The following is a 25,496-nucleotide window of genomic DNA, read 5'->3' on the forward strand; positions in this document are numbered from 1 at the left end:
GGGCTCAGTCGAAGCCGTTCTTGAACAGGTCTTCGCTGGTCTTGAGCTCGACCACGTAGCTGCCGCTGCCGCCGCGCACCTCGATGCGCCAGCCGGAGCGGAAGTCGCTGCCGGCGGTGCGCCAGTCGACCGCGGTGACCGTGGCATTGGCCGGCTGCAGCACGTTGATCTTCAGGCGGCCGGCGGTGACGCTGCGGCCGGAGATCGTCGGCTGCACCGGCACGTTGACCTGGAAGATCGCCTGCGTGTCGGCGCTGACCGCATAGCTGTCCTGCACCAGCAGGCGCCGGGCACCGAACTCGATGCTGCGCTGCCAGGACTGGATCGCGCTGTTGCCGCCATAGGCCGGGGTCAGGTTGGCGGTCGCGCTGAGCGCGCCGTTGGCGCCGGTCTGCGTGATCGTCATGTTCGAGGTGGTCGGCTCGCGCTGCGCGATCGTCGTGCCGTTGCGCACGAAGCGCAGCACGTTGTGCACGTCGGTGCCCTGCTGGATGCCGCTGGAGGTCCAGATGTTCTCGGTGACCGCCAGCCAGCCGTTCTCGTACAGCGTGAACGCGCCCTGGTCTTGGTGCGCATGGCTCTGCACGTACGGGCCGGCGATGAACGAGAGCCACATGGCGCCGGCATCCCAGCCGCTGCGCGAGAACAGCTGGCCGACGCCGGGCGCGTGGTAGGTCAGGTTCGACGGCGTGGACGAGGTGGCGCCGGGCTGCAGCAGGTCGTGCCGGTAGTTGAAGCTGTTGGCCATCTGCTGCACGGAGATGCCGTTGAGCCACCACGAGGCGAGGTTGCGCATCTCGGCGTTGGCCGTGTTGCTGCGTGCCTCCAGCATCAGCTGGCGGTGGTAGTCGTAGAGCTCGGGCTGCGAGGTGCGCGCCTGGTCGCCGATCGGCGCATAGCGGTCGCGGGTCGGGACCGTGGCATGGGTCCAGTAGGCGACCGTGTCGGACAGGTGGCTGTTCGCGTTGGCGGCGTCGGCGCCGGTCGAGTCGCGCCAGAGCCGGTACAGCGCGAACACCGTCCGGTGCGAAAGCCCGTAGCCGGTGCCTTCCTGGCTGCCGCCGCCGGGCAGGTTGGCGAAATAGGCCTCCAGCGTCGGCAGCTTGTTGTTCTGGATCCAGGCCTTCCAGGTCGTGCTGTTGGTGGCCAGCGACCAGTACATCGTCGCCTGCAGGAAGCTGTAGAAGTAGTTGTTGGCCGGGTCGTTGGTGCCCCAGCCCGACCATGCGAACGCGCGCCCGCCCCATTGGGCCTGGCTCGGGTTCCAGATGTTCCAGATCGCCTGCTCGGCATAGGCGCCCCACTGGGTGCGCTGCGCGTCGTTGACGTAGGCGCGGCACCAGTCCCAGGTGATCGCCAGGTCCATCAGCATGGGACCGGCCTGCAGGTAGGAATCCCCGGCGACCTCCGGCCGCTGGCCGTTGGCGATCGCCGTATTGGCGGCGTTGACCTGCGCCTGGCTCATCTGCACGGCCAGGTTGCAGTACTGCGCCTGGCCGGTCAGGCGGTGCATGTAGGCCGCGTCGGTCGCCGCGAAGCCGTAGGCCGGGTGGCCGTTGACGGCGGCGTCGACGTAGCTCTTGAAGCGGGTGTACGCCGCCGACTGCGGGTTGACGTACGAAAGGTCGATCGTGATGCCTTCGGCACCGGCAGCGACCGGACTCAGGGCTACGGCCGCTGCTGCGAGTGCGCGACTGTAACGATTCCACAGGGCCATCGGGTGACCTTCCTCAATAGGGGAGTGCACGCCGTCGCCCGTCGCGCCCGGCCGGTGAAGCCGGATGCACGATGCCGATCAGGGGAAAAGAATCCTGCGATGCAACGGGTTACGACGGAAGCGACGTTACCGTGTGGTCGCAAGACGATTGTGAGCAACTCATCAGAAACCGAACGCCTCGTTCGATAACTGTGATGGACTTCACTAAAAATCAGGCCGGGGGTCCCGAAACACGGGCCTGCGTCCTTGACGGCGTGCGGGCGCCGTCGCGGCGGGCCGTCAGCGGGCGGGGCGGCGCGAGCGCAGGCGCCGGCGCAGGTCGAGCAGGGCCGCCGGCACGAAGGTGGCGCACCACAGCTGGACCACGCCCGGCCGCGGCCGGCGGCGCAACGGGCCGGCCAGCATGCGGCGGGCGGCCGGCAGGTCGCGCGCATACAGCAGGTGGCGGCCGAAGTCGGTCCGTATCGACAGGATCTTGCGCTCGATGCGGTCCGCGTCGAAGCCGAGCAGGGCGCCGATCTTCTCGGCGTTGTAGATCTCGCTGGTCGCGCAGCGCTCGATCTGGCTGGTGATGCTGCCGGCGGCCGGCGTGTAGTTGCCGATCCGCTCCTGGACCGCCCGGATCGTCCAGCCGGCGGCGGCGATCCGCAGCCAGAGGTTGTAGTCCTCGGCGCCGATCAGCGCGGGGTCCTCGTCGAAGCCGCCGGCGGCCTCGAACGCCGTGCGGCGGACCAGGACCATCGACGTGCAGATCCGGTTGCGTTCCCAGAGACGGGCCAGGTCCAGTACCGGCGGCAGCGGCGCGCGCTCTTCGCGTGCGCGGCCGTGGACCAGCGCGACCGTGGCGTCGTCGGCCAGCGCCAGCTGGCGCTCCAGCTTGGCCGGCAGCCACGAGTCGTCGGCGTCGAGGAAGGCGATCCAGTGCCCACGGGCGACGCGGCAGCCGTGGTTGCGCGCCGCGGCCGGCCCCTGGTTGCGCTGGCGCAGCAGCGTGACGCGCCCGCCGTAGCGGGCGACGATGGCCTCGATCTCCTCGCCGTCCGGCGAGCCGTCGTCGACGACGATCGTCTCGGCCGGCGGCAGGCCCTGCGCGAAGACACTGTCGAGCGCACGCGCGAGCGTGCCGGCGGCCTTGTAGGCCGGGATCACGACGCTGTAGTCGCGCGGCGCCGGCGTGGACGGTGCGTTCATCGGTTCCCCGGCTTGCGCTTGGCCAGCGCGTTGACGACGTAGCTGGCCATGTAGCCGGCAGCCTGCGGCAGGCGCAGGTGCTCGACCTCGCGGTAGATCCGCCACTGCCAGCGCGCCGCGCGCAGCTTGTTCGACGAGAGCGAGCCGGCCCGGACCAGGTAGAACGCGAGCGGCTCGTCGTGCTCGATGCGGACCGCGCGCCCGGCCCGGCGCAGGCGGTCGAGCCAGAACGCGTAGTCCTCGTGCCCGATCTTCAGGAACTCGCCGTCGCCGAGGCTGCGGTCGTACATGCCGGTCAGGTGGCCGATGTGGTTGCTCCGCAGCAGGTCGTGATAGCCGATCGTGGCCGGCGGCTCGACCCGCGACAGCGTCCGGCCGTCCTCGGCCACGCGCAGGTAGCTGCCGTAGGACACCTGCGCGCCGGACCGGCGCAGCGTGGCCAGCTGCAGCTCGAGCTTGCGCGGATGCCACCAGTCGTCGCTGTCGAGGAAGGCGATGTGGCTGCCGGTCGCGGCCGCGAGGCCGGCGTTGCGGGCGGCGGCGACACCGGCATTGGCCTGGCGGACCAGCTTGACGCGGTCGTCGCTGCGCGCACGGTCCTCCAGCAGGCGTACCGAGCCATCGCGCGAGCCGTCGTCGACGGCGACCAGTTCCAGCGCGCGGTGGGTCTGGCCGAGCACCGAGTCGACCGACTGCGCCAGCGTCTGCTCGGCGTTGTAGACCGGCATGACGACGCTGACACGCGCCGCCTGCGGGTCCGCCGCGGCGGCCGGACCGGTGCTGGTCACGCCGCCGCCCCGCGGGCGCGGCGCCCGGCCCAGGACGCGCGCGGCGGCGGCAGCACGAAATCGCGGTAGTCGTCGGGATTGCCGCTGCGGCCGGCTTCGGCGGCCTTGACGATGTTGTAGACCTCGCGCGCCGTCACGTAGTGCAGCACGTAGTTCGTGCCGTCGTTGTAGGCGGTTTCCAGGTGCGTGTGCATCGCGTCGGTGGCCGCGCCGAGCAGGGTGTCGATGTCCGCTTCCTGCGTGCCGTGGGTGTGCACCTTGACGAACACCCATTCGGGCCGGCCTTCGACGTGGATGCCGGTGCGCACCCAGGCGTCGACGCGATCGGGTGTCGGCGGGCAGCCGGTCCGCACGTCGGCATTCTCGATGCGCGGCACCAGTCCGAGGCGGCGCTCGCGCCAGTTCAGGCCCAGCGGGCCCTGCACGATCATCAGGTCGCCGGACGGCGTACCGCCGACGCGTACCGGCTCGCCGGTGTCGTGCGACTTGGGCGCGTGCGGGTCGTCGGTGGCGTAGTAGATCGCGTTGATCGTGCGCGTCTGCGTGTCGCTGGGCGCGGACGGCAGCGTGAAATCGGCGTAGCAGCCCAGTTCGCGCAGCAGGATCAGCTCGTTGTCCAGGCCGCACCAGCGACCGTCGGCGCGCGAGTTGTCCAGGCTCCAGTTGCCGTGGATGAAGCCGAACATCAGCTCGCCGGTCTGCGGATGGCGCGACAGCGCGCCGTGCTTCTCGTGCAGCAGCGTGCAGAAGCGCTGCATGACCGTGCGGAAGTTGTCCTCGGTGTCGTTGTCGTGGTGCAGGTGGATCTCGATCTCGCCGTAGCCGTCGGCGCACAGCGCCTCGATCTTGGCCAGGTGTTCCTCGAGGTATTCCTCTTCCGGGTAGAAGAAGCCGTGCTGCGGCGGGCGGCCGTCGGCATCGCGGTGGCGCGACGCCAGTGCGCGGTAGTCGCGGCACCAGCGGTCCACGCGCGCGCGCTGGGTCGGCAGGTCGGCCTGCTTCCACATCGGCTCGAAATGGTCGACGAAGCAGAACATCACATGGGTCGGCCCGGCCACCACCGGCCGGGGGCGCCGGCGCAGGTAGCTGCCGATCCAGATCTGCATGTTGCGCGAGCGCAGCAGCCGGCGCAGCGCCCAGGCGGCCAGCCCGGCGAGCAGCAGCAGCGAAACGAGCGTGGCGGCAAGGACGTTCATCGTCAGGGGGATCCAGAGCAGGCGCCGCGGCTCGCGGCCGGGGCAGCCGATGCGGGCGCGGGCGGTATCGGCGCATTTTCCCAGGTCCGCAGGGGTGGTGCATACCCGTGCAGCACCGAGCGGAACAATGGTTTACAACGAGGTTTCATCGGGCGCTCCTGCGTCGATGCCGTGGCCGCTCTAGCCCGGCTCTTCGGGCAGGGCGTGCAGCGCGATGCCCTGGTCGCGCCAGCGCGGCAGCATCTGCTCGAGGATGCCCTGCGCGCGCGCGCTGTCGTCGTGCATCAGGACGATCTCGCCGTTGCGCAGGCCATGGCGCTGCAGGGCCTCGCAGAGCATCGGGACCGGATGGTCGTCGTAGTCGAGGCTGTCGTAGGACCAGTAGGTGATGCCGCGGCGCGCCTTCGCCAGGTGCAGCAGCAGCCGCGCCGGGGCCACGCCGCGCGGCGTGCGGAAGCGGTGCCGCGCACGGCCGTCGAAGCGTTCCAGCAGGCGGTCGGTGCGTTCGATCTCGGCGAGCTGCCCGGCCAGCGGCAGGCGGTCGAACTGCGGGTGGCTGTAGGAATGGTTCCCGATCAGGTGGCCCTCGGCCACGATCCGCTCGACGATCGCCGGGTAGCGCTCGATCTGGTCGCCGATCAGGAAGAAGCTGCCGTGCGCGCCGTAGCGCGCGAGCAGGTCCAGCAGCGGCGGCGTGAACTGCGGGTTGGGACCGTCGTCGAAGGTCAGGTAGGCGCAACGCGCGTGCGTCGGCCCGCGGGTCAGCGCCAGGGAATCGGGCAGCAGCCGCAGCAGGGTCTGTTTGTTCGGCAGCCAGTTCATCGGGGTGCGGCGTCGTGCGGTGGCCGGGTGGTGACCGGTGGCGTGGATCGGTTCGCCGGGCCCGGCGCGGTGCGCAAGTATCCCATCCCGGCAAGACAGGTCAACGCGAGGTGCCGTCGGCGGCCGCCGGCTGTCCGCGATAGACCGCCTCGTAGCGCCTGGCCATGGCGTCGATCGAGCCGTTGGCGAGCGCCCAGCGGCGGGCGGCATCGCTCATCGCCTGGCGCCGGGCCTCGTCGCCGAGCAGGGCGGCCAGCGCATCGGCCAGCGCGGCCGGATCGGCCGGCGGCACGACCAAGCCGTTGACGCCGTCGCCGACGATCTCCGGGTTGCCACCCACGGCGGTCGCGACGACCGGCAGGCCGGCCGCGCAGGCCTCGACCAGGGCGATCGAATAGCCTTCGGTGCTGGAGGACATCACGAACAGGTCGAAGCCGCACAGCAGCTGCTTGACGTCGCTGCGGTCGCCGAGGAAATGCACCTGGCCGGCGATGCCCGTGTCGCGGGCCTGGCGTTCCAGGTCGGTGCGCAGGCTGCCGTCGCCGACGATGACCAGCGCGCTGCGCGGCCGCTCGCCGAGCAGCCGCGCGAAGGCACGCAGCAGCATCGCGTGGTCCTTGGCCGGATGCAGCCGCCCGACCGTGCCGAGGATGTGCGTGTCCGGCGCGATCTGCAGCGCCTGGCTCAGGTGGGCGTGCGCCGCGGCCGAGCGCGGCTGGAAATCGCCGATCGGGATGCCGTTCGGAATCGCGATCGACTTGGCGGCCGGCACCAGGCCCTGCGCGATGGCCGCTTCGCAGGAAGCCCGCGACACCGAGATCACCGTATCGGTCAGCCGCACCGCGCCGCGGTACAGCCAGTCGCGGCGCCGGTGGTTGGGTGTCACGCCCATGCTGTGGCGCGTGTTGACCCGGCGCAGCCGCAGGCCCAGCGAGGCCAGCGTCGCGTAGTAGTGCGCCATCGCGTTGTGCGTGTTGAGCACCTCGGTACCGTGGCCGCGGATCAGCGCGCGCGCGCGGCGGACCGTGCCGAGGTCGAAGCCGGGCTGCTTGCCGCAGGCGGTGACGGGGACGTCGAGCGTCGCCAGCTCCTCGGCGAGGGCGCCTTCCTCGAACAGGCACACGACCTGGCAGCGATGGCCCGCCGCGCGCTGGACGCGCACCAGGTCGATGACCACGCGTTCCAGGCCGCCGCGATTGAGGTTCTCGACGACGTGGGTGATGTTCATGGTTCTGAAAGCTCGGAAATGGTCACGCGGAACTTGCCGTTGGCGGCAACCGGGATGTCGTCGACGACCTGGATGCGGATGTCGATGCCGTCGCCGAGCGTGCGCGCGACCAGCGCGCGGACGGCGTCCAGCCGGGCGGCATCGGCCTGGCCGTCGACGACCAGCAGCAGATCGACCGCCTGCAGGCTGCGCTGCACGATCCGGAACCGCTTGACCCATTTCATGTCGTTGAAGATGTAGGGGAAGTACTCGCCGGGCAGGATGCGGCCGTCGCGCGTGCGGATGGCGTCGAGCTTGCGGCCTTCGACCTTGCCGACCAGCGGCAGGCCGCGGCCGCAGCTGCACGGCGCGGTCGCCGGCGTGGCGAGGTCGCCGGTGGCGTAGCGGATGAACGGCATGCCGTAGTTGTGCAGGTCGGTGACGATGATCTCGCCGGTGCCGGCATCGGTCGCGCTCGGCAGCGGCGAGCCGATCTCGACGTAGAGGTGGTCGGCATTGACGTGCAGGCCGGTGCGCTGCTCGCACTCGCTGGCGATCAGCATGAACTCGCGGCAGCCATAGGTGTTGAACGCCGGGCAGCCGAACGCGCGCTCGATCACCTCGCGCTGGAAGTCGTGCAGCGACTCGGCCGCGCCGAGGATCGCCGCCGGCGCGTGGATGCGGCGGCCCTGGGCGAGCAGCCACTGGGCCAGCCGGACCAGTGGGCCGACGTAGCCGACGATGATCTCCGGCCGCCACGCGTCGATCGCCGCGGCGTACTCGGCCATCGTGTCCTCGCGCATCGTGAAGCTGTCGAGCATCAGCCGGTTGTAGGCCCGGTTGTAGAGACGCTGCTTGAGCGCCTGCAGCGGCCGCAAGCCGGACGGCACCGCCCACAGGTACAGCGTGCGCCGGCCGGGCCGCGAGCCGGCCCAGCCGTAGCTGCGCCACATCACCGCCGAGCGGCGGTCGTTGCTCTCGCGCGTGTAGCCGAAGCGAAAGGGTTCTCCGGTCGAGCCGCTGGTCGACTTGTAGAGCAGCTTGTCGCGCCAGGAGTCGGCCTTGAGCGCCTCGAAATGCGTGCGGATGTCGTGCTTGGTCAGGACCGGCAGGCGGGCGAAATCGGCCGGCGTGGCGATCGCGTCGGGCGTGATGCCCAGTTCGGACCAGCGCTGCCGGTAGTAGGGCACCTCGCGCCAGCAGTGCTCGAGCAGCCGCTTGAGCTTGTCCCAGCGCAGCGCTTCGAGGCGCTCGGGCGGCAGCCACTGGCTGTGCTCGTATTCGGCGAGGAAGCCGAGCGTGCCGCGGCCGGCCAGTACCTGGTCGTACAGCGGAAACAACACGCGGCGGAACAGTTTTTCGTACCCGATGCCCATCTGCCGTTCTCCCCCTTCAGCGGCGTTCGGCCCAGGCCAGGAGCTGCGCCAGCACGCGCGGCCGCCCCTTGGCGAAGCGTGCGTGCAGCAGGCGCAGATGGCCGATGTCGGCCTCGCTCCAGCAGCGTAGCAGCAGCGTGGCCAGCGCGTAGACCGGCGCCAGCACGAGGCCGCCGACCAGCAGCGTCGGCAGCGGCGGCCACTGCCCGCGCAGCGGCCAGGCGGCAGCGGCGGCCAGCGCGGCGGCCAATGCGATGCGCGCCAGCCGGCCGACGTCCAGGCCGACGCCGCTGGTGCGGATGCCCATGCCGATCATCGACGCCGAGGACGCCAGCGAGACGATCACATAGGCCGTCGCCGCACCGTCCAGGCCGTAGCGGGCGATCAGCAGCGCATCGAGCGCGATCTTGAGCAGGCCGCAGAAGATCACCACCAGCAGCACCACCACCTGCCGGTCGGCGCTCAGCAGCAGGCTCGAACCGCCCTGCGAGACCGTGACGATCGAGGCGGCGAACAGGCACCAGGCGAAGACCGGGCCGGCCGCCTGGTAGGCGCTGCCGAACAGCAGCGTGATCACCGAGCTGCCGAAGACGAAGCCGAACGCGATCAGCGGGAACGCCAGCAGCGACAGGTACACCGTGGAGGCGGCGAAGCGCCGGCCGGCGATCTCGCGGCCCTGGCTGAGCGCATGCGCCATCATCGGCAGCAGCAGCGCACCGAACACCCCCGGCACCAGCAGGGCGGCGCCCGAAGCCAGCTGATAGGCCACCTTGAACTGGCCGGCGGCGGCGGCCAGGCCGTAGAGGTTCAGGAACAGCACCTCCACCTCGCTGGCGGCGAAGAAGCCGACGGTGACGATCATCGCCGTCATCCGCATGTGGCGGGCGATCCGCGCGCGCAGCTCCGGCGGCAGCGCCGGGGCCGGCGGGACGGCCGGCAGCAGCGCGCGCGCCTTGTGGTGCGAGACGGCGAAGAACACCGCGCTCGACACCACGAACACGGCCAGCAGCGCCTCGACCGGTGCGTCGAACCACCAGCAGGCCACGACCAGGGCCAGGTTGGCCGGCGTGGCCACCAGCGCGACGATGGCGGTCGAGCGGAAGTCCTCGAAGCCCTTGCAGACGCCGATGTTGAACATGTACTGCGAGCGCAGCGTCACCGCGAGCACCAGGAAGCCGAACAGCACCACGTGGTTGAACCCGGGCGCCAGCTTGCCGCCGGCGAACGCGAACAGCGCGCCGCCGGCGAGCAGCACCGCCAGCAGGAACAGACGCTGGGCGCGGCGCAGGAACGCCAGCACCGGCACGATCAGCTCCGGGCGGTCGCTGCCGCGCATCTCGGCGACGAAGCGGATCGCCGCGCTGGCGGTACCGGAGTTGGTGATCGCCACGCCCATCGCGACCAGCCACACCACCATGCTGTACGCGCCGAAGTCACCGGGTCCCAGGTAGCGGGCGATGATGATCGAGGTCAGCATGCCGAGCACGTACTCGGTATAGATGCCCACCGACGAGAACAGCGTGTTGCGCAGGGTGCCCGATCGCGCGTTCATGCCAGCCCCAGCATCACCTTGACCAGCACGTAGAGGAACACGATCGAGGCGACCGAGACCAGCGGCCACAGCACCAGGTCCTTGCCGAGGTCGAACGTCGGCAGATCCGGATAGCGCTGGCGCGCGCCGGCGTAGTAGCCGACCACCACGGCGGCCAGCAGGTAGAGCAGGATGATGTAGCTGCGGCTCAGGAAGAAGGCCGCGGCGAAGAAGCCGAACAGGCTCAGCAGCAGCGTCAGGGCCAGCTTGCGCTCGGCCGCCCAGGCACTGGCCGCCGCCGCGTCGGCCGGCTGGCGCTGCATGCGCAGCACCGCCAGCGGCATGCGGAAGCAGTAGCCGACGAAGGCCAGCCAGATCGTGTAGCCGATGATGCCGGTCTCGGCCAGCACCAGCACGAACGAGTTGTGCGCGGTCAGGTAGTGCAGGTCCGAGAAGCCGTCGGCGCCGATGCCGAACAGCGGATCGGCGATGAACATCTGGATGCCCTCGTACCACGAGTCCACGCGGCCCATCGCCGAGGACTCGTCGATGTCCAGCTCCGACAGGCGCGAGGGAATCAGCATCAGGCCGACCAGGCCGACGCCGCCGAACACCGCCGCGCTGACCAGGCCGCGCCGCTGCCAGACGTAGGCGCCGACCAGGGTGACCAGGGCCAGCAGTGCGCCGCGCGAATTGGTCAGGTAGATGCCGTACAGCAGCGTCCCGCCGGCCGCCCACCAGAACAGCCGGCGCAGGCCGAGCAGGCCGCCGCGGCTGGACAGGTACAGGGCCATCGGCAGGCACATCACGAACAGCAGTCCCAGGTCGTTGGGGTCGTTGAAGATGCCCACGTACTGGATGCGCGTGCCCTGCGACAACGGCTCGCCGGTCCAGCCGATGCCCGTCTGCACCTGGTCGATGCCGTGGATCGCCAGCACCGTCGAGCACAGCACGAAGACCACCATCACCGTGCGGATGCGCGCCGGCGTGGTGACGGCATTGGCGAGGATCACGAAGGCGGCGACGATCGGCCCGAACTTCAGCAACTGCACCAGGGCGCCGCCGGCCCAGCCGTTGACGACCTTGGAGACCATCAGCACGACCAGGAACAGGCCGATCAGCAGGTACTGCGGGGCGGCGAAGGACTTCGCCCGCGACGCCAGCCACGCCACCAGCGCCAGCCCCAGGGTCACCTGCAGCACCGGCACGGGCAGGGCCTCGGCCATCGCCGGATAGTCCTGGGGCCGGATCAGCACCAGCACCAGGTAGAGCAGCATGAAGAAGAACATGAAGAGGGTGCGTTCCGCTCAGCCGAGCCGAAGGCGTGAAGGGTAGCCGAAGACCTCCGGCCAGGTGACCATGGCCGAGAACCACGGCGCCTGCATCTCGCGCTCGACCGGCAGCCGCCGCAGCGCATGGCGGGGCGGGGCGGCCAGCGGGTTGGTGCCGCTGACGTAGCTGCAGGCGATCCGGTAGCCGTGCCGCGCCACCGCCGCGATCACGCGCGCGTCGTAGGCGTCCGGCCCGCCGACCGGATAGGACAGGACGTCCACCGGCCGCGGCAGCTCGCGGTCGAGCCGCTGCTTGGACGCCGCCACCTCCTCCTCCATGGCCGCCTCCGGCAGCTTGGCCAGCATCCGGTGATGGACGCCGTGCGAGCCGATCTCCATGCCGGCCTCCTGCATCTGGCGCAGCTGCGGCCAGGTCATCGGCCGGCAGTCGCGCTGCGGCGCGCGCGGCATCTGCCAGGCGCTCTCCAGCGTGGCGATGAGGTCGGCCTGCACGGCGTCGTCGAAGGCCTTCAGGCGATCGAGCAGCGCCTCCGCGAAGGCGCGCCGCTCCGGCAGCGAGGCCGGCAGCGCACGGTCGAGCCCGAGCGGCGCCAGCACGATCCGCTCGGCCGGCGTGAAGCAGACCATGTGCACCAGCCAGTCGTAGGCATAGGGCAGGCCGCTGTCGATGTGCCCGGTGGAGACGAAGAAGGTCGCCGGCACACCCAGCGCGCGGAGGATCGGGAAGGCCACGTGGTAGTTGTCGTCGTAGCCGTCGTCGAAGGTGACGATGACCGGATCGCGCGGCAGCGGCGGCCCGCCGTCGAGCGCCGCGATCAGGTCCTGGAACCGCACCGGATTGAAGCGCCGGCGCAGCAGGTCCATCTGGCGGTGGAACTGGTCCGGCGAGGCGCTGACCACGGCCAGGTCGAAGCCGAAGCACGCCGGATCCGGCACGTCGACGACGCGGTGGTAGGCGAGGATGCGCAGGTCGCGCCGCAGCACGCCGCGCAGGCGCTGCAGTCCCGGCAGCAGGCCGCTGGCGTGAAACCAGCGGGCCAGCGTCTGGCGCTTTCCACTGCCGGAGGTGCGGGACGAGGTCGCTTCCATTTCCATTTCCGTGAGCTGAGCCGTAGCCCGTCGAGAACGGAATACGGTCGGAGCGGGCGCATCCCGCCATTTCGCGATCTCGGGTATCCCCTGTGTCGGCGAAGCTCTGGCCGGTCCGCTTCGGAACGCCGGATGACCGGGCAAGCATGCACGCGCGTGGATGGACTGTCCACCGCCGGCCGTCGCGGCACGTGGCGGCAGGTGAACTTCGGTTGCAGGCCGCCGGCGGCGCGCGTTCCAGCGGCGGCCTCGCCTGCCGGTCGGAGTAGAATTGCGCCGGGGGAAGACAGGACCATGGCGCGCGATACGAATTTCCTAGAGCTCTACCAGGCGCTCGGCCTGGCGCCGGGCTGCTCGCCGGAGGCGTTCCGGCAGGCCTATCGCCGGCGCGTGGCCGACCTGCATCCGGACCGGCCCGACGGTGCCGCCGATGTCGGCGAACTGCAGCGGCTCAATGCGCTGTACGCCAGCGCGCTGGAATTCCAGCGCCGGCACGGCCGCCTGCCAGGCGCGCCGCTGCCGTCGCGCCCGGCAGGCGCGGGCGTGACCGGCGAAGCGCCGGCACCGGCCGCCGCTGCCGCCGCGGCAGAAGCGCCGGCATCGCGCATCGGCGGCTGGCTCGGCACGGTCGGCGTGCTGGTCCTGCTGGTGGCGGTCGGCCTCGGCGTGTTGATTCCGGACCCGCCGGCGCCGCCGTCCGCGCCGGTCCCGGCGTCCGGTGCATCGGAACCGGCGGTGGCGGCCGAGCGGCGCATCGAGCTGGGTACCTCCAAGAAGGTGGTGCGCGCGCTGCTCGGCGCACCGCTGCTGGAAACCGACCAGCGCTGGGACTACGGGCCGTCGTGGATCACGTTCCGCTGCGGCACCGTCAATGGCTGGTACAGTTCGCCCCTGCGGCCGCTGGGGACCCCGAGCGCGCATCCGGGGGCGAACAAGCTTCCGCCTCCGCGCTGCTGAGCGCCCGCACGGGCGTCGGCGCGGCAAGAGCATGGACCGGAGGATCGAGCGATGATGGGGCGTGCCAAGGCGCTGTTCCAGAAAATCAGTCGGCGTTCGTGGATGAAGTACGCGATGCGCGGCGTCGGCGGCGCCGACAACTACGCGCGGCTGGACCTCGCCTATACGGTCAGCGATCCGTGGAACCTCGACTCGCCGCTGGAGCAGGCGCGGTTCGTGGGGACCGGCCGCATCGTCGCGCGCGCGTTCGACCGGCCCGGCTCGCTGCTCGAGCTCGGCTGCGGCGAGGGCCACCAGACCGAGCACTTCGCGCGCCTGGCCGACCAGGTCTACGGCATCGACGTCAGCGAGAACGCGATCGCGCGCGCGCGGTCGCGGCTGCCGCAGGCCCATTTCGCCGTGGCCGACATCGCCAGCCAGCCCTGGGGCGACCAGAAGGGCCGGTTCGACCTGGTGACCGCCTGCGAAATGCTCTACTACGTGAAGGACATCGATGCCACGCTGGAGCGAATGAGCCACCTCGGCCGGCAGTGCCTGGTCACGGTGTTCTCGCCGGCGCTGCGCCGGGTCGGCCCGCACCTGGAGCGGATTCCGGGCCTCACCAAGGACTGGATCTGGCACGGCGGTACCGTGTGGCTGGTGTGCTGGTGGCGCAATGACTGATCCGCAGGCGGCGCTGGCCGGCCGCGGTGTCGTCTATTTCGGCAACGACTGGCACGCCGAGAACCGCACCAGCAGCCACCATGTCGCCAGCCGCCTGGCCCGGGCGATGCCGGTGCTGTACGTCTCCTCGCCCGGCATGCGTGCGCCGCAGGCCAGCGGCCGCGACCTGCGCCGCGCCCTGCGCAAGCTGACGGCCGCGCTGCGTCCGCCGACGCGGATCGAGGGGCAGCTGTGGCACTGCACGATCCCGCAGCTGCCGTTCCGCCGCATCCCCGGCGTGGACGCGTTCAACCGCTGGTTCGGCGGCTGGGCGGTGCGGCGCGCGCTGAAGGCCGCCGGCATCGACCGCCGCATCGCCTGGTTCGTGGTGCCGCACCCGGGCTTCCTGGCCGGCCGCCTCGGCGAGGACCTGTGCGTCTACTACTGCATCGACGACTACGCCGCGCACCCGGGCGTGGACAGCACCCGCATCGCCGCCTGCGACCTGGCGCTGACGCGCGCGGCCGATATCGTCTTCGTCGCGCCGCCGGCGCTGGTCGCCGCCAAGACCGCGCAGAACCCGCACACGGTGTTCTCGCCGCACGGCGTGGACGTGGACCTGTTCGGCCGCGCTGCCGATCCGGCCACGCCGGTCGCCGAGGCTGCGCGCGGCCTGCCGCATCCGGTGATCGGCTATTTCGGGTCGATCCACGAATGGATCGACCTGGAGCTGATCGAATGGCTGGCGCGGCAGCGCCCGGCCTGGACCTTCCTGCTGGTCGGCCATGCGGCGGTCGACGTCGCGCGGCTGGCCGCGCTGCCGAACGTGCGCCTCGCCGGCGCACAGCCCTACGCGACGCTGCCGCAATGGGCCAAGGCGTTCGACGCGGCGATCATCCCGTACCGTCTCAACCGGCAGGTCGCCAACGCCAATCCGCTGAAGCTGCGCGAATACCTCGCGACCGGCAAGCCGGTGGTCAGCGTGCGCAACCCGGAGATCGAGAAGTTCGCCGACGTCGTACGCCTGGCGGACGATCGCGGCGGCTTCCTCGCCGCGCTCGACGCGGCGATCGGCGCCGGCCCCGAGGCCGGTGCCGCCGAGCGCCGCGCCGCGGTGGCCGACCAGACCTGGGACCGCCGCGTCGAGGCGGTCCTGGCCGAGGTCGCCGGCACACTCGCCGCGCGCGTTCCCCCTTCTTCCCGCTGATTCCAAGGACACCGCCCATGAGTGCTCCCGCCTCCACGCTGCGCGTCGCCGTCGTCGGCGCCGGCTATGTCGCCAGCCATCACCTGGCGGCGCTCAAGCGGCTCGACTTCGTCGAGGTCGTCGGCCTGTGCGACACCAACCTCGAGGCGGCCCATGCGCTGGCACAGCGCTTCGGCATCGAGCGGGTCGTCGCCGACCTGGACGATCTCGCGCCGGCGCGCCCGAACGCGGTCTACATCCTGACGCCACCGGCCTCGCACGCCGCGCTGGCGATCCGCGCGATGGACACGTTCGGCTGCGGCGTCCTGGTCGAGAAGCCGATGGCCGACACCGTGGCCGAATGCGAGGCGATGATCGCCAAGGCCGAGGAGAAGGGCCTGATCCTCGGCGTCAACCATTCGGACCTGCTCGATCCGGTGGTCATCAAGGCGCTCGAGACGGTGCGCGCAGGGCGGATCGGCGAGGTCGTCTCGGTGGACGTGCTGCGCAGCTCGGAATATCCGGCGTATGCCGGCGGCCCGCTGCCGGGCCAGGTCGCGCAAGGCTCCTATCCGTTCCGCGACCTCGGCGTGCACGGCCTCTACACGCTGGAGGCGTTCATCGGGCCGCTGCGCGACCTCGACGTCCGTTTCCAGTCCAGCGGCCGCGACCCGAACCTGCGCTTCGACGAATGGCAGGTGCGCGCGGCCGGCGAGGGCGCGATCGGCCGGCTGCTGCTGTCGTGGAACGCGCGGCCGATGGAGAGCCGCCTGGTGGTGCGCGGCACGCGCGGGACGATCGAGGTGGACCGCTTCCTGCAGACCTGCCGCATCCATCGCGTGCTGCCGGGACCGAAGTTCATCGGCATCGTCATCAATACCTGGCTGAGCGCGGTGGCCGACGTCGTGCGCGTGCCGTGGAACGTGGTGCGCTTCGCCACCGGCCTGCTGCGGCCTTCGCCGGGCATCCAGAAAGGCGCGGCGGATTTCGCCCACGCCGCCCGCGACAACGCGCGGCCGCCGTTCACCGGCGAGGACGCGCTGCGCATCGTCCGCCTGCTGGAGGCCGCCTGCGCCGAGCCCGACCGCCTGCGGCGCGAGGAACTGGACGCGCGCCTGGCGGTGACGCCGGCGCCGGCCGACGCGCTGGTGACGGGCGCCGCCGGCTTTCTCGGCCGGGCGCTGGTCGCGCGGCTGCGGGCCGACGGCCAGCGCGTGCGTGTGCTGGTGCGGCGCCCGGTCGCCGCCTACGCCGCGGACGCGGGCATCGAGCAGGTCATCGGCGATCTCGGCGATCCGCGCATCGTCGATCACGCCGTGGCCGGCGTGCCGGTGGTCTATCACGTCGGCGCGGCGATGCGCGGCGGCCTGCGCGACTTCGAGGCCGGCACGACCTGGGGCACGCGCAACGTCGTCGATGCCTGCCTGCGCCACGGCACTGGCCGCCTGGTCTACGTCAGCTCGCTGAGCGTGCTCGACCACGCCGGCCGCGACCCGGCCGTGCCGGTGACCGAGACCTCGGTGTTCGAGCCGACGCCGCAGCGCCGCGGCGCCTACACCCAGACCAAGCTGACGGCCGAGCAGTACGTGGCCGATGCGATCCGCGGCCGCGGCCTGCCGGCGGTGATCCTGCGGCCGGGCCAGATCTTCGGGCCGGGCGCCGAGAAGGTCACGCCCAACGGCACGGTCGCGCTGGCCGGGCGCTGGCTGGCGATCGGCGAGGCCGGCCAGACGATCCCGCTGGTCTACGTCGACGACGTCGTCGATGCGCTGCGCCTGGCGGCGAGCGCGCCGGCCGCGGTCGGCCAGGTGTTCAACATCGTCGACGGCGAGCCGGTCACCCAGCAGGAATACCTCGACCGCGTCCGCGGCAAGCTCGGCGACGAGCTGCGCCTGAGCCGCGTGTCGGTCGGCGTCTTCTCGACGCTGGCGCACGGCGTGGAACTGCTCGGCAAGGTGCTGCGGCGCGACGTGCCGCTGACGCGCTACCGCGTCGCCTCGCTGCGCCCGCTGGCCAACTTCGACCTGTCCGCCGCGCGCGACCGCCTCGGCTGGACGCCGCAGGTCGGCGTGCGGCGCGGGCTCGACCGGACCTTCGGCGCCGGCTGAAGCCGCGGGCGCCGGTCGCGTGCGGCACCGGCGCATCCGCGGGGCCGCGCCTGCGGGCTGCCGCCGGGCGCCGGCTACGCGGCGATGCTGCGCCGGCGTTTCCAGGCGTCGCGGATCAGGCGCATCGCCGGCCGCTCGACCGTGAAGGTCAGCGCCGTCGCCAGCGCGGTCACGACGACGGCCGCGCACAGCCCGGCGGTCCCGCCGCCGAGGCCGGCCTGCTCGAAGTGCCAGATCAGGCTGAAGCCGATCGCCTGGTGCAGCAGGTAGAGCGAGTAGGAGATCGTCCCGAGGAAGGCGAACGGCGCTGCGCGCAGCCAGCCCAGGCGGCCGGTCACGAACAGGGCGAAGACGCCCGAGCAGACCAGGGCGGCAGCGGTGAAGACCGGCGGGTAGGCGACCGCGATCGCGACCAGGGTGAGGCCGATCAGCGCCAGGTCGGTGCGCCGTTCCGCCGGATAGGTGCGCAGCCGGTAGAACAGGATGCCCAGCGCGAAGAACGGGATGTGGCGTGCGATCGACAGCTCGCGCAGCGTGTAGGACAGGTGCACGCCGCGCTGCTCGGCCTGGCCGTAGACCACGGCCAGGACCAGCCAGCCGCCGATGATCCAGCGGATCCGCCCGAGCTGGCCGAGCACGAACCACAGCAGCATCTGCGCGTAGAAGAACAGCTCCACCTCCAGCGTCCAGTACGAGCCGTCCAGATGCTCGGCGCCGAGCAACTGCTGGATCATCGTGAAATCGATGACGACGTCGCTCCACGGCAGGCGCTGCGAGGGCATGCCGATCGTGTAGACGACCACGGCGCTCAACACGATCGCCGTCCAGTACGCCGGGAACAGCCGCGAGAAGCGGCCGACCACGAAGTCCAGCGCCGTGCGCGTGCGCTCCAGCGTCATGAAGATCACGAAGCCGCTGATCAGGAAGAACAGGTGCACGCCGTAGTTGCCGAACGCGAAGGAGAGCGGTGCCGGTCCGGCGTGGCCGTAGAGCTCCCCGTAGAGCGTGGTGTAGTGGTAGGCGACCACCGCGAGCGCGGCCAGGCCGCGCAGCGCATCGAGCTCGACGACGCGGGAGGCGGGTGGCGAAGCGGTCGGCACGGTGCCACTCCGGGCGCCGGGGGGCGCGGCTCGGCGCGCATCATACGCGCGCCGGGCGGCCGTCACACGCCGCGGAGCGGGATGCCCCGGCCGGCCCGGCGAGGCGGCACACTCGCTACAATCCCCCGTTCCGCCCTTGCCGCCGCCGACCGCCGACCGCATGCGCCTCCTCGTCGTGACTTCGCAGTTTCCGCTGGCCGGCGAGCCGACGCGTGGACGCCCGATCCACCAGACCCTGCGCGAACTGGCGCGGCAGGCGACGGTGCGCGTGCTGAGCCCGGTCGCGCGCTATCCGCGCTGGGCACAACCCTCGAGCTACCTGTTCCGCGCGCCCGACCCGCACGCCGCCGTCACCGATCTGGACGCCGTCTGGCCCACCTATCCGGCACTGCCGGCGCTGACGCGTCCGTTCAACGGCTGGCTCTGCGCGCGCGCGATCGCCGCCGAAGCGCGCGCATTCGCGCCCGACGTGATCCTGGCCTACTGGCTCTATCCCGACGCGTTCGGTGCGCAACGCGTCGCCCGCCGCCTGGACGTACCGTTCGTGGCCGGCGCGCGCGGCTCGGACATCCGCGTGCGCGACGCGATCAGCCGGCGCCTGACGGTGCCGGTCGTGCGCGGCGCCGACCGCCTGCTGGTGGTCAGCGCCGACCTCGGCCGCCTCGCCGTCGAGGACTACGGCGCCGATCCGGCGCGCGTGCGCGTAATCGCCAACGGCTGCGATGCGACGATCTTCCACCGCCGAGACCGCGCTGCGGCGCGCGCGGCCCTGGGCGTCGCCGCCGACGCCGAGCTGGTGCTCTACGTCGGCCGGCTGGTCGCCGAGAAGGGCCTGCGCGAGCTGGTCGAGGCGCTGCGCACGCTGCGCCGCGTGCGACCGCGCGCCGAATGCGTCCTGGTCGGCGAGGGCCCGCTGCAGGCCGAGCTGGCGGCCGCCGCCGCCGACCCGGCGAACGGGCTGCGCCTGGCCGGTGCGCAGCCGGCGCCGCAGGTCGCCGAGTGGATGGCGGCCGCGGACCTGGTCACGCTGCCGAGCTACTCCGAGGGTCATCCGAACGTGCTGGTCGAGGCGCTGGCCTGCGGCCGGCCGGTGGTGTCCACGCCGGTCGGCGGCGTGCCCGAGGTGGTCGACGCCAGCTGCGCGGTGCTGGTGCCGCCACGCGACGCCCAGGCCCTGGCCGGGGCACTGGCGGCGGTGCTCGCGCGCGACTGGGACGAGGTGGCGTTGTCGCGGCGCTTCTCGCGCAGCTGGGCCGAGGTCGCCGCCGATACGCTGACCGCCTGTCGCGAGGCGCTGGCCGCGCGCGGCACCCCGCAACGTCCTGGAACGGAGTGACGCGCCCGTGTGCGGAATAGCAGGATTCGTGGGTTCCGGCGTGCGCACCGAGGCGGCCCGGCCGGTGCTGGAGGCGATGATCCACACGCTGCACCATCGCGGCCCGGACGGCTACGGCTTCCATGTCGCCGACGGGGCGGGGCTGGCGCATGCGCGGCTGTCGATCATCGACCTGGCCACCGGCGACCAGCCGATCCGCAACCCGACCGGCACGGTGTGGACCGTGTTCAACGGCGAGATCTTCAACTACCTGGAGCTGCGTGCGGACCTGGAGGCGCGCGGCCACCGCTTCTACACGCAATCGGACACCGAAGTGATCGTGCACCTGTACGACCGCTACGGCGACGCCTTCGTCGAGCATCTCAACGGCCAGTTCGCGATCGCGCTGTGGGACCAGGCCCGCCGCCGGCTGGTGCTGGCGCGCGACCGGGCCGGCATCCGGCCGCTGTTCTACACCCAGGCGCGCGGTGCGCTGTGGTTCGCCTCCGAGGTCAAGGCGCTGTTCGCGGCCGTGCCCGAGCGCCGGCGGCTGGACCCGGCCGGCCTGGTGCAGGCTTTCAGCTACTGGGCGCCGATCGACCCGGACACCGTCTACACCGACGTCGCCAGCCTGCCGCCGGGCCACGTGCTGGCGGTGGAGGCCGACGGGCGCCAGGCGCTGACGCGCTACTGGGACTGGACCTTCCCCGATGCCGCCGAAACGCGGCCGGCGCGGTTCGCCGGCATCGAGCAGGCCGCGGCCGAGCTGCGCGAGCGCCTGGTCGACGCGGTGCGCCTGCAGCTGCGCGCCGACGTGCCGGTCGGCGCCTATCTCAGCGGCGGCCTCGATTCCTCCGGCATCGTCGCGCTGATCCGCGGCTTCACGGCGACGCCGGTGCGCACGTTCTCGGTCGCGTTCGACGAGCCGGAGTTCGACGAGAGCGCCCACCAGCTGGCGATGGTGCGCCACCTGGGGACCGATCACACGACGCTCAGGATCGACCGTCGCCGGATCGGCGAAGCGTTCCCGCGGCTGATCCGGCACGCCGAGACCCCGGTGCTGCGCACCGCCGCCGTGCCGCTGATGCTGCTGGCCGGTGCGGTGCGCGAGGCCGGCTACCGCGTCGTGCTGACCGGCGAGGGCGCCGACGAGGTGTTCGGCGGCTACGACCTGTTCAAGGAAGCCAAGGTGCGGCGCTTCTGGGCGCGCCAGCCGGACTCGCAGCTGCGGCCCAAGCTGCTCGGCCGCCTGTACGGCTACCTGGAGCATTCGCCGGTCGGCAACCCGGCCTTCGCCGCCTCGTTCTTCGGCCAGGGGCGCGAGCACATCGACCGGCCGGTGTTCGCCCACCTGCCGCGCTGGACCACCTCGCGGCGCGCGCTGATGTTCCTGGCGCCGGAGCTGCGCGTCGCGGCCGGCGAGCGCGACCCGCTGGCCTTCGTCGAGTCGCGCCTGCCGGAGGGCATCGCGCGCTGGTCGCCGCTGGCGCGCGACCAGTACGTGGAGGCCAAGACGCTGCTGGCCGGTTACCTCCTGTCCTCGCAGGGCGATCGCGTCGCGATGGCCGGTTCGATCGAGGCGCGCTTCCCGTACCTGGACCACACGCTGATCGAGTTCGCCAACCGGCTGCCGCCCTCGTACAAGATCCAGGGCCTGACCGAGAAGGCGATCCTGCGCAAGGCGCTGGCCGACCTGCTGCCGGCCGACATCGCCACCCGCACCAAGCAGCCCTACCGCGCGCCGGACAGCGCCAGCTTCTTCGTCGACGGCGAGCCGCTGGACTACGTCGCCGCGCTGTTCGACCCGCGGAACCTGCGCCGCTGCGGCCTGTTCGACGTGGACGCGGTCGGCCGGCTCTACGCCAAGGCCCGGGCCGGGCGCGCCAGCGGCTTCGCCGACAACCAGGCCTTCGTCGGCATCCTTTCCACACTGCTGCTCGACCAACGCTAGCCGGGCCTCCCCGGCCGGCGGGTCGCCCCCCGTGCGTATCAGGCATAATCGCGCCCGATCGTTCAACGACGCGTGGGGAAGGCATGGATCACCGGCAGCAGGTCAGGCAGTTTGTGCTGAAGAACTTCCTGTTCACGGACGACGAAACGGCGCTGGCCGATGCCGATTCGCTGATCGGCAACGGCATCGTCGATTCGACCGGCATCCTCGAACTGATCGGCTTCATCGAGGAGACGCACGGCTTGCGCATCGTCCCGGAGGAGATGGTGCCGGCCAATTTCGACTCGATCGATACGATCAGCGCGTTCCTCGCGCGCAGGCTCGCCGCCTGAGCCGACGCCGATGATCGCTCTGGCCGATCGGGTCGCGGCGATCGCCTTGTCCGAGCCGCGACGTGTCGCCCTGGTCCAGGGCGCGCAGCGCATCGACTACGCCGGCTTCGTCGAGGCGGCGCGGCGCTTCGCCGGTTTCCTCCGCGCCAACGGCTGCGTTCCCGGCGATCGCGTCGCGTTGATCCTGCCCAACCGCATCGAGGCGGCGATCGCCTGGTACGGCACGTGGATCGCCGGCGCCGTGGTGGTGCCGCTCAATGCGCAGGCGCGTGCGCGCGACTTCGCGCCGTGGCTGCGCCACGCCGGCGCGCGCATCGTCGTCCACGAGGCCGCCAGCCGTGATGCGGCCGAGGCGGTCGGCGCGCTGGACGCGGCTCCGCTGCGGATCGTGCTCGACGGCACCGGTGCCGGCGCGGCGGACTGGGCGGCGACGCAGGCGGCCGCGCCGCTCGGCGTCGAGCCCACCGATCCGGCCGCGCTGGCCGCGATCCTCTACACCTCCGGCACCACCGGCGCGCCCAAGGGCGTGATGCTGACGCAGGCCAACTTCGCCGCGAACGTCGCGGCGATCGTCCAGTACCTGGCGCTGGGGCCGGGCGACTCGATCGTCTCGATCCTGCCGTTCTACTACTCCTACGGCGCCTCGGTGCTGCACACGCACCTGGCGGCCGGCGCGCGGCTGGTGATCGAGCCGAACCTGGTGTTCCCGCACCTGATCGTCGAGGCGCTGGCGCGCGAGCGGGCCAGCGGCTTCTCCGGCGTACCCTCGACCTATGCGCTGCTGCTCGACCGCGTGGCGCTGGCCGACTACGACCTGTCCTGCCTGCGCTACCTGACCCAGGCCGGCGGTGCGATGGCGCCGGCACTGGCCGGGCGGCTGCGCGCGGCGCTGCCGCAGGCGGCGCTCTACGTGATGTACGGCCAGACCGAGGCCACCGCGCGCCTGACCTACCTGCCGCCCGAGCGCCTGGACGACAAGCCCGGCTCGGCCGGCATCGCGATTCCCGGCATGCGCATCGCGGTGCACGGCGAGGCCGGCGAGGCGCTGCCGCCCGGCACCGACGGCGAGGTCTGGGCACAGGGGCCGGGCGTCATGGCCGGCTACTGGAACGACCCGGCGGCCAGCGCCGCGGTGCTGCACGAAGGCTGGCTGCGCACCGGCGACCTCGGCCGGCTCGACGCGGAGGGCTTCCTGTTCCTCGCCGGCCGGCGCAGCGACATGATCAAGACCGGCGCGCACCGCGTGCACCCGCTCGACGTCGAGGAAGCCATCAGCGAGCTGGCCGAGGTCGCCGAGGTCGCCGTGGTCGGCATCGACGACGAAACGCTCGGCCAGGCGATCAAGGCGGTCATCGTGCCGGCCGCCGGCGCGACGCCGGACGCCGATCGCATCAAGGCGCACTGCCGCGCACGGCTGGCCGCGTACAAGATCCCCAAGCAGGTCCAGTTCGTTGCGGCCCTGCCCAAAACCGCGTCCGGTAAGATCCGGCGCGCCCTGTTGACCGAATCCGCCGCGCAGGAGGCCTCGTGAGCGCTCTGACTTTCGACGTACTGGACCTGGACTACGCACAGGAGGCCGACCGCATCGCGGCACGCCTGCGCGAGGTGACCGCCCGCGTGCTGCACAAGCGCGGCCTGGTGGTGGCGATCTCCGGCGGCATCGACTCGTCGTGCAGCATCGCGCTGGCGGTGCGCGCGCTCGGTCCCGAGCGCGTGTTCGCGCTGATCCTGCCCGAGCGCGATTCCTCCGACGACAGCGCCGTCCGCGCCGGCATCCTGGCCGAGCACCTGGGCGTGCGCGTGGAGACGGTGGACATCGCGCCGGCGCTGGCGGCGATCGGTTGCTACGCCGCGCGCGACGCCGCGGTGCGCCGCGCGCTGCCCGAGTACGGCGAGGGCTGGCGTTTCAAGATCGTCATCGACGGCGGTATCGAGGGGCGCATCAACGTCTTCAAGCTGATCGCCGAAGCGCCGGATGGCACGCCGCACGAGCGCGTGCTGGGCCTGTCTGAGTACCTGCAGATCGTCGCCGCGACCAACTTCAAGCAGCGTATCCGCAAGACGCTGGAGTACTACCACGCCGACCGCCTCAACTACGGCGTGGTCGGCACGCCCAACCGGCTGGAGTACGACCAGGGCTTCTTCGTCAAGAACGGCGACGGCTCCGCCGACGTCAAGCCGATCGCGCACCTGTACAAGACCCAGGTCTACGCGATGGCGCGCCACCTGGGCCTGCCCGAGCGGGTCTGCGCGGCGGTGCCGACCACCGACACCTACAGCCTCGCGCAGGGCCAGGACGAGTTCTATTTCGCGCTGCCGTACCGCTCGATGGACCTGGCGCTGTGGGCACTCAACCACGACCGGCCGGCCGCCGAACTGGCTGCTGCGCTGGGCATCGGCGTCGAGCAGGCCGAAGCGGTCTACGCCGACATCCGCAACAAGCGGCGCACGACCCAGTACCTGCACCGTCCACCGGTGCTGGTCGGCGAGGTCGCGGAGCTGGACCTGCACGCGTGAACGCGCCGGCCTACGCCGTCGCGCCGGGCGACGTGGCGCGCGACCGCGCCACCGTGCTCGGCATCTGGCGTGGAAACCTCGGCCAGGACGCGCGCATGCAGGCCAAGTACGACTGGTTCTATGCGCAGTGCCCGTACGGCGCGCCGCTGCTGCAGCTGCTGCGCCACGGACCCGACGGCACGGCCGTCGGCGCGGCCGTCGGCGCGGCGGCAGCCGGGCCGCGCCGCATGCTGCGCGATGGGCAGCCGATCGCCGCGGGTGTGCTGGTGGACCTGGCCGTGCTGCCCGAGCATCGCTCGCTGGGCCCGGCACTGATGCTGCAGGGCGGGCTGGCGCAGGCCGGCGGCGAGCGCTTCGGCCTGCTCTACGGCTTCCCCAATCCCAAGGCCGCCGCGGTGTTCAAGCGTGTCGGCTACGATCGCCTCGGCGACATCGTGCGGCGCGCGCGCGTGCTGCGTCACGCCGGCTACCTCGCACGGCGCCTGCCGCGGCCGCTGGCGGCCGTCGCCGGCTTCGTGCTCGATCGCGCGCGGGCGCTGGTCGATACGGTGCGCGTGCCACGTGAGCGGCTTGCGGCAGCCTGGAGCGAGGCCGCCGATGCGCGCTTCGACACCTTGTGGGCAGCCTCGCCCAAGGGCGAGGGCGTGGTCGGCGTGCGCGACGCCGCGTTCGCGCGCTGGCGCTTCGACGCCTCGCCGCTGGCCCGGACGCGCTACCTGCTGCTGACCGGAGCGGACGGCGCGCTGCGCGCCTGGTTTGCCTGCCAGGTCGAGGACGCCGTGCTGCACGTACGTGACTTCTGGTCGGACGACGCGGCAACCGGCATCGGCCATGCACGCGTCGCCGCGCTGTTGCGCGCGGCGCGCAAGGCCGGCCACGCCGCCGTGTCGGTCGAGTTCGCCGGCGCCGACGCACGTGCTGCCGGTTGGACCGCAGCCGGTTTCGTCGACCGCGGCCGGCGGCCGGTGTTCGGTCGCTGGTCCGACGGCAGCGCGGCCGCTGCGGTCGCGATTCATCTGACCTCGGCGGACGAGGACGAGTAGCGGTCGGGGAGGGTTTTGCCGGTCTCCAGGTGCTCCGGCTCCGGCTCCGGCTTTGGCTTTGGCTTTGGCTTTGGCTGTTGGCGCCTAAAGCGAGCCGAGCATCGCAGGTCGGCCAGGCCGGAGAGCTGCCCCGTGT

21 protein-coding genes are annotated in these 25,496 nt (G+C 71.8%); 10 read left to right on the plus strand and 11 right to left on the minus strand.

Annotation, left to right across the window (positions count from 1 at the left end):
* Positions 1-4 precede the first annotated feature (4 nt).
* The 10 genes from I596_RS05200 to I596_RS05245 form a co-directional block, all read right to left on the minus strand.
* Positions 5-1,717: a heparinase II/III domain-containing protein gene (locus tag I596_RS05200; RefSeq protein WP_067645148.1), complete on the minus strand. Its 1,713-nt coding sequence runs from the start codon at positions 1,715-1,717 to the stop codon at positions 5-7.
* A 279-nt stretch (positions 1,718-1,996) separates the two neighbouring features.
* On the minus strand, positions 1,997-2,908 hold the full coding sequence (locus I596_RS05205) for a glycosyltransferase family 2 protein (protein WP_067645151.1): 912 nt from the start codon (positions 2,906-2,908) through the stop codon (positions 1,997-1,999).
* Positions 2,905-3,696 (minus strand): glycosyltransferase family 2 protein, encoded by a 792-nt coding sequence (locus I596_RS05210; protein WP_083965388.1) that lies wholly within the window; start codon positions 3,694-3,696, stop codon positions 2,905-2,907. Before I596_RS05210 ends, I596_RS05205 begins: the two co-directional genes overlap by 4 nt.
* Complete coding sequence (locus I596_RS05215) at positions 3,693-4,892, minus strand: hypothetical protein (protein WP_083965389.1); 1,200 nt, start codon at positions 4,890-4,892, stop codon at positions 3,693-3,695. Before I596_RS05215 ends, I596_RS05210 begins: the two co-directional genes overlap by 4 nt.
* 180 nt (positions 4,893-5,072) lie before the next feature.
* On the minus strand, positions 5,073-5,714 hold the full coding sequence (locus I596_RS05220) for a polysaccharide deacetylase family protein (protein WP_067645154.1): 642 nt from the start codon (positions 5,712-5,714) through the stop codon (positions 5,073-5,075).
* A 100-nt stretch (positions 5,715-5,814) separates the two neighbouring features.
* Positions 5,815-6,942 carry a glycosyltransferase gene (locus I596_RS05225; RefSeq protein ID WP_067645157.1) on the minus strand — a complete coding sequence of 376 codons (1,128 nt, stop codon included), beginning with the start codon at positions 6,940-6,942 and terminating at the stop codon, positions 5,815-5,817.
* Complete coding sequence (locus I596_RS05230) at positions 6,939-8,297, minus strand: phenylacetate--CoA ligase family protein (protein ID WP_067645160.1); 1,359 nt, start codon at positions 8,295-8,297, stop codon at positions 6,939-6,941. Before I596_RS05230 ends, I596_RS05225 begins: the two co-directional genes overlap by 4 nt.
* A gap of 16 nt (positions 8,298-8,313) precedes the next feature.
* Entirely contained in the window at positions 8,314-9,849 is a 1,536-nt protein-coding gene (locus tag I596_RS05235) for an oligosaccharide flippase family protein (protein ID WP_067645163.1), read from the minus strand.
* Positions 9,846-11,117, minus strand: coding sequence for an O-antigen ligase family protein (locus tag I596_RS05240; RefSeq protein WP_067645166.1), 1,272 nt, complete (start codon positions 11,115-11,117; stop codon positions 9,846-9,848). The genes I596_RS05235 and I596_RS05240 overlap by 4 nt, the downstream gene beginning before the upstream one ends.
* An 18-nt stretch (positions 11,118-11,135) precedes the next feature.
* The gene (locus I596_RS05245; RefSeq protein WP_067651482.1) at positions 11,136-12,209 is read right to left on the minus strand and encodes a polysaccharide deacetylase family protein; all 1,074 of its coding nucleotides are present in this window, start codon (positions 12,207-12,209) and stop codon (positions 11,136-11,138) included.
* Positions 12,210-12,503: 294 nt separating this feature from the next.
* Between I596_RS05245 and I596_RS05250 the strand changes: the two genes are divergently transcribed.
* The 4 genes from I596_RS05250 to I596_RS05265 are packed head-to-tail and all read left to right on the plus strand — an operon-like array spanning position 12,504 to position 17,102.
* Positions 12,504-13,166: a J domain-containing protein gene (locus I596_RS05250; protein ID WP_067645169.1), complete on the plus strand. Its 663-nt coding sequence runs from the start codon at positions 12,504-12,506 to the stop codon at positions 13,164-13,166.
* A gap of 51 nt (positions 13,167-13,217) precedes the next feature.
* Positions 13,218-13,829: a class I SAM-dependent methyltransferase gene (locus I596_RS05255; protein ID WP_067645171.1), complete on the plus strand. Its 612-nt coding sequence runs from the start codon at positions 13,218-13,220 to the stop codon at positions 13,827-13,829.
* Complete coding sequence (locus I596_RS05260) at positions 13,822-15,015, plus strand: glycosyltransferase (RefSeq protein ID WP_067645173.1); 1,194 nt, start codon at positions 13,822-13,824, stop codon at positions 15,013-15,015. The genes I596_RS05255 and I596_RS05260 overlap by 8 nt, the downstream gene beginning before the upstream one ends.
* Before the next feature lie 17 nt (positions 15,016-15,032).
* A complete protein-coding gene (locus I596_RS05265) occupies positions 15,033-17,102 on the plus strand; it encodes an NAD-dependent epimerase/dehydratase family protein (RefSeq protein WP_067645176.1) in 2,070 nt (689 codons plus the stop codon).
* A gap of 74 nt (positions 17,103-17,176) precedes the next feature.
* Here the strand turns inward: I596_RS05265 and I596_RS05270 are convergent, their stop codons facing one another.
* A complete protein-coding gene (locus I596_RS05270) occupies positions 17,177-18,202 on the minus strand; it encodes an acyltransferase family protein (RefSeq protein WP_067645179.1) in 1,026 nt (341 codons plus the stop codon).
* Between the two features lie 160 nt (positions 18,203-18,362).
* Between I596_RS05270 and I596_RS05275 the strand changes: the two genes are divergently transcribed.
* The 6 genes from I596_RS05275 to I596_RS05300 all read left to right on the plus strand — a co-directional run bounded on the left by I596_RS05275 (position 18,363) and on the right by I596_RS05300 (position 25,360).
* A complete protein-coding gene (locus I596_RS05275) occupies positions 18,363-19,538 on the plus strand; it encodes a glycosyltransferase (protein ID WP_067651486.1) in 1,176 nt (391 codons plus the stop codon).
* 7 nt (positions 19,539-19,545) lie between these two features.
* Positions 19,546-21,468, plus strand: a complete 1,923-nt coding sequence (gene asnB, locus I596_RS05280; RefSeq protein ID WP_067645182.1) for an asparagine synthase (glutamine-hydrolyzing) — start codon at positions 19,546-19,548, stop codon at positions 21,466-21,468.
* Between the two features lie 83 nt (positions 21,469-21,551).
* On the plus strand, positions 21,552-21,800 hold the full coding sequence (locus I596_RS05285) for an acyl carrier protein (protein WP_067645185.1): 249 nt from the start codon (positions 21,552-21,554) through the stop codon (positions 21,798-21,800).
* Between the two features lie 10 nt (positions 21,801-21,810).
* Positions 21,811-23,331 (plus strand): class I adenylate-forming enzyme family protein, encoded by a 1,521-nt coding sequence (locus tag I596_RS05290; protein ID WP_067645188.1) that lies wholly within the window; start codon positions 21,811-21,813, stop codon positions 23,329-23,331.
* Positions 23,328-24,317 (plus strand): NAD(+) synthase, encoded by a 990-nt coding sequence (gene nadE, locus I596_RS05295; protein WP_067645191.1) that lies wholly within the window; start codon positions 23,328-23,330, stop codon positions 24,315-24,317. Before I596_RS05290 ends, nadE begins: the two co-directional genes overlap by 4 nt.
* On the plus strand, positions 24,314-25,360 hold the full coding sequence (locus I596_RS05300) for a hypothetical protein (protein ID WP_067645193.1): 1,047 nt from the start codon (positions 24,314-24,316) through the stop codon (positions 25,358-25,360). The genes nadE and I596_RS05300 overlap by 4 nt, the downstream gene beginning before the upstream one ends.
* Positions 25,361-25,496 lie beyond the last annotated feature (136 nt).

Source organism: Dokdonella koreensis DS-123 (assembly GCF_001632775.1).
Lineage (GTDB): Bacteria > Pseudomonadota > Gammaproteobacteria > Xanthomonadales > Rhodanobacteraceae > Dokdonella > Dokdonella koreensis.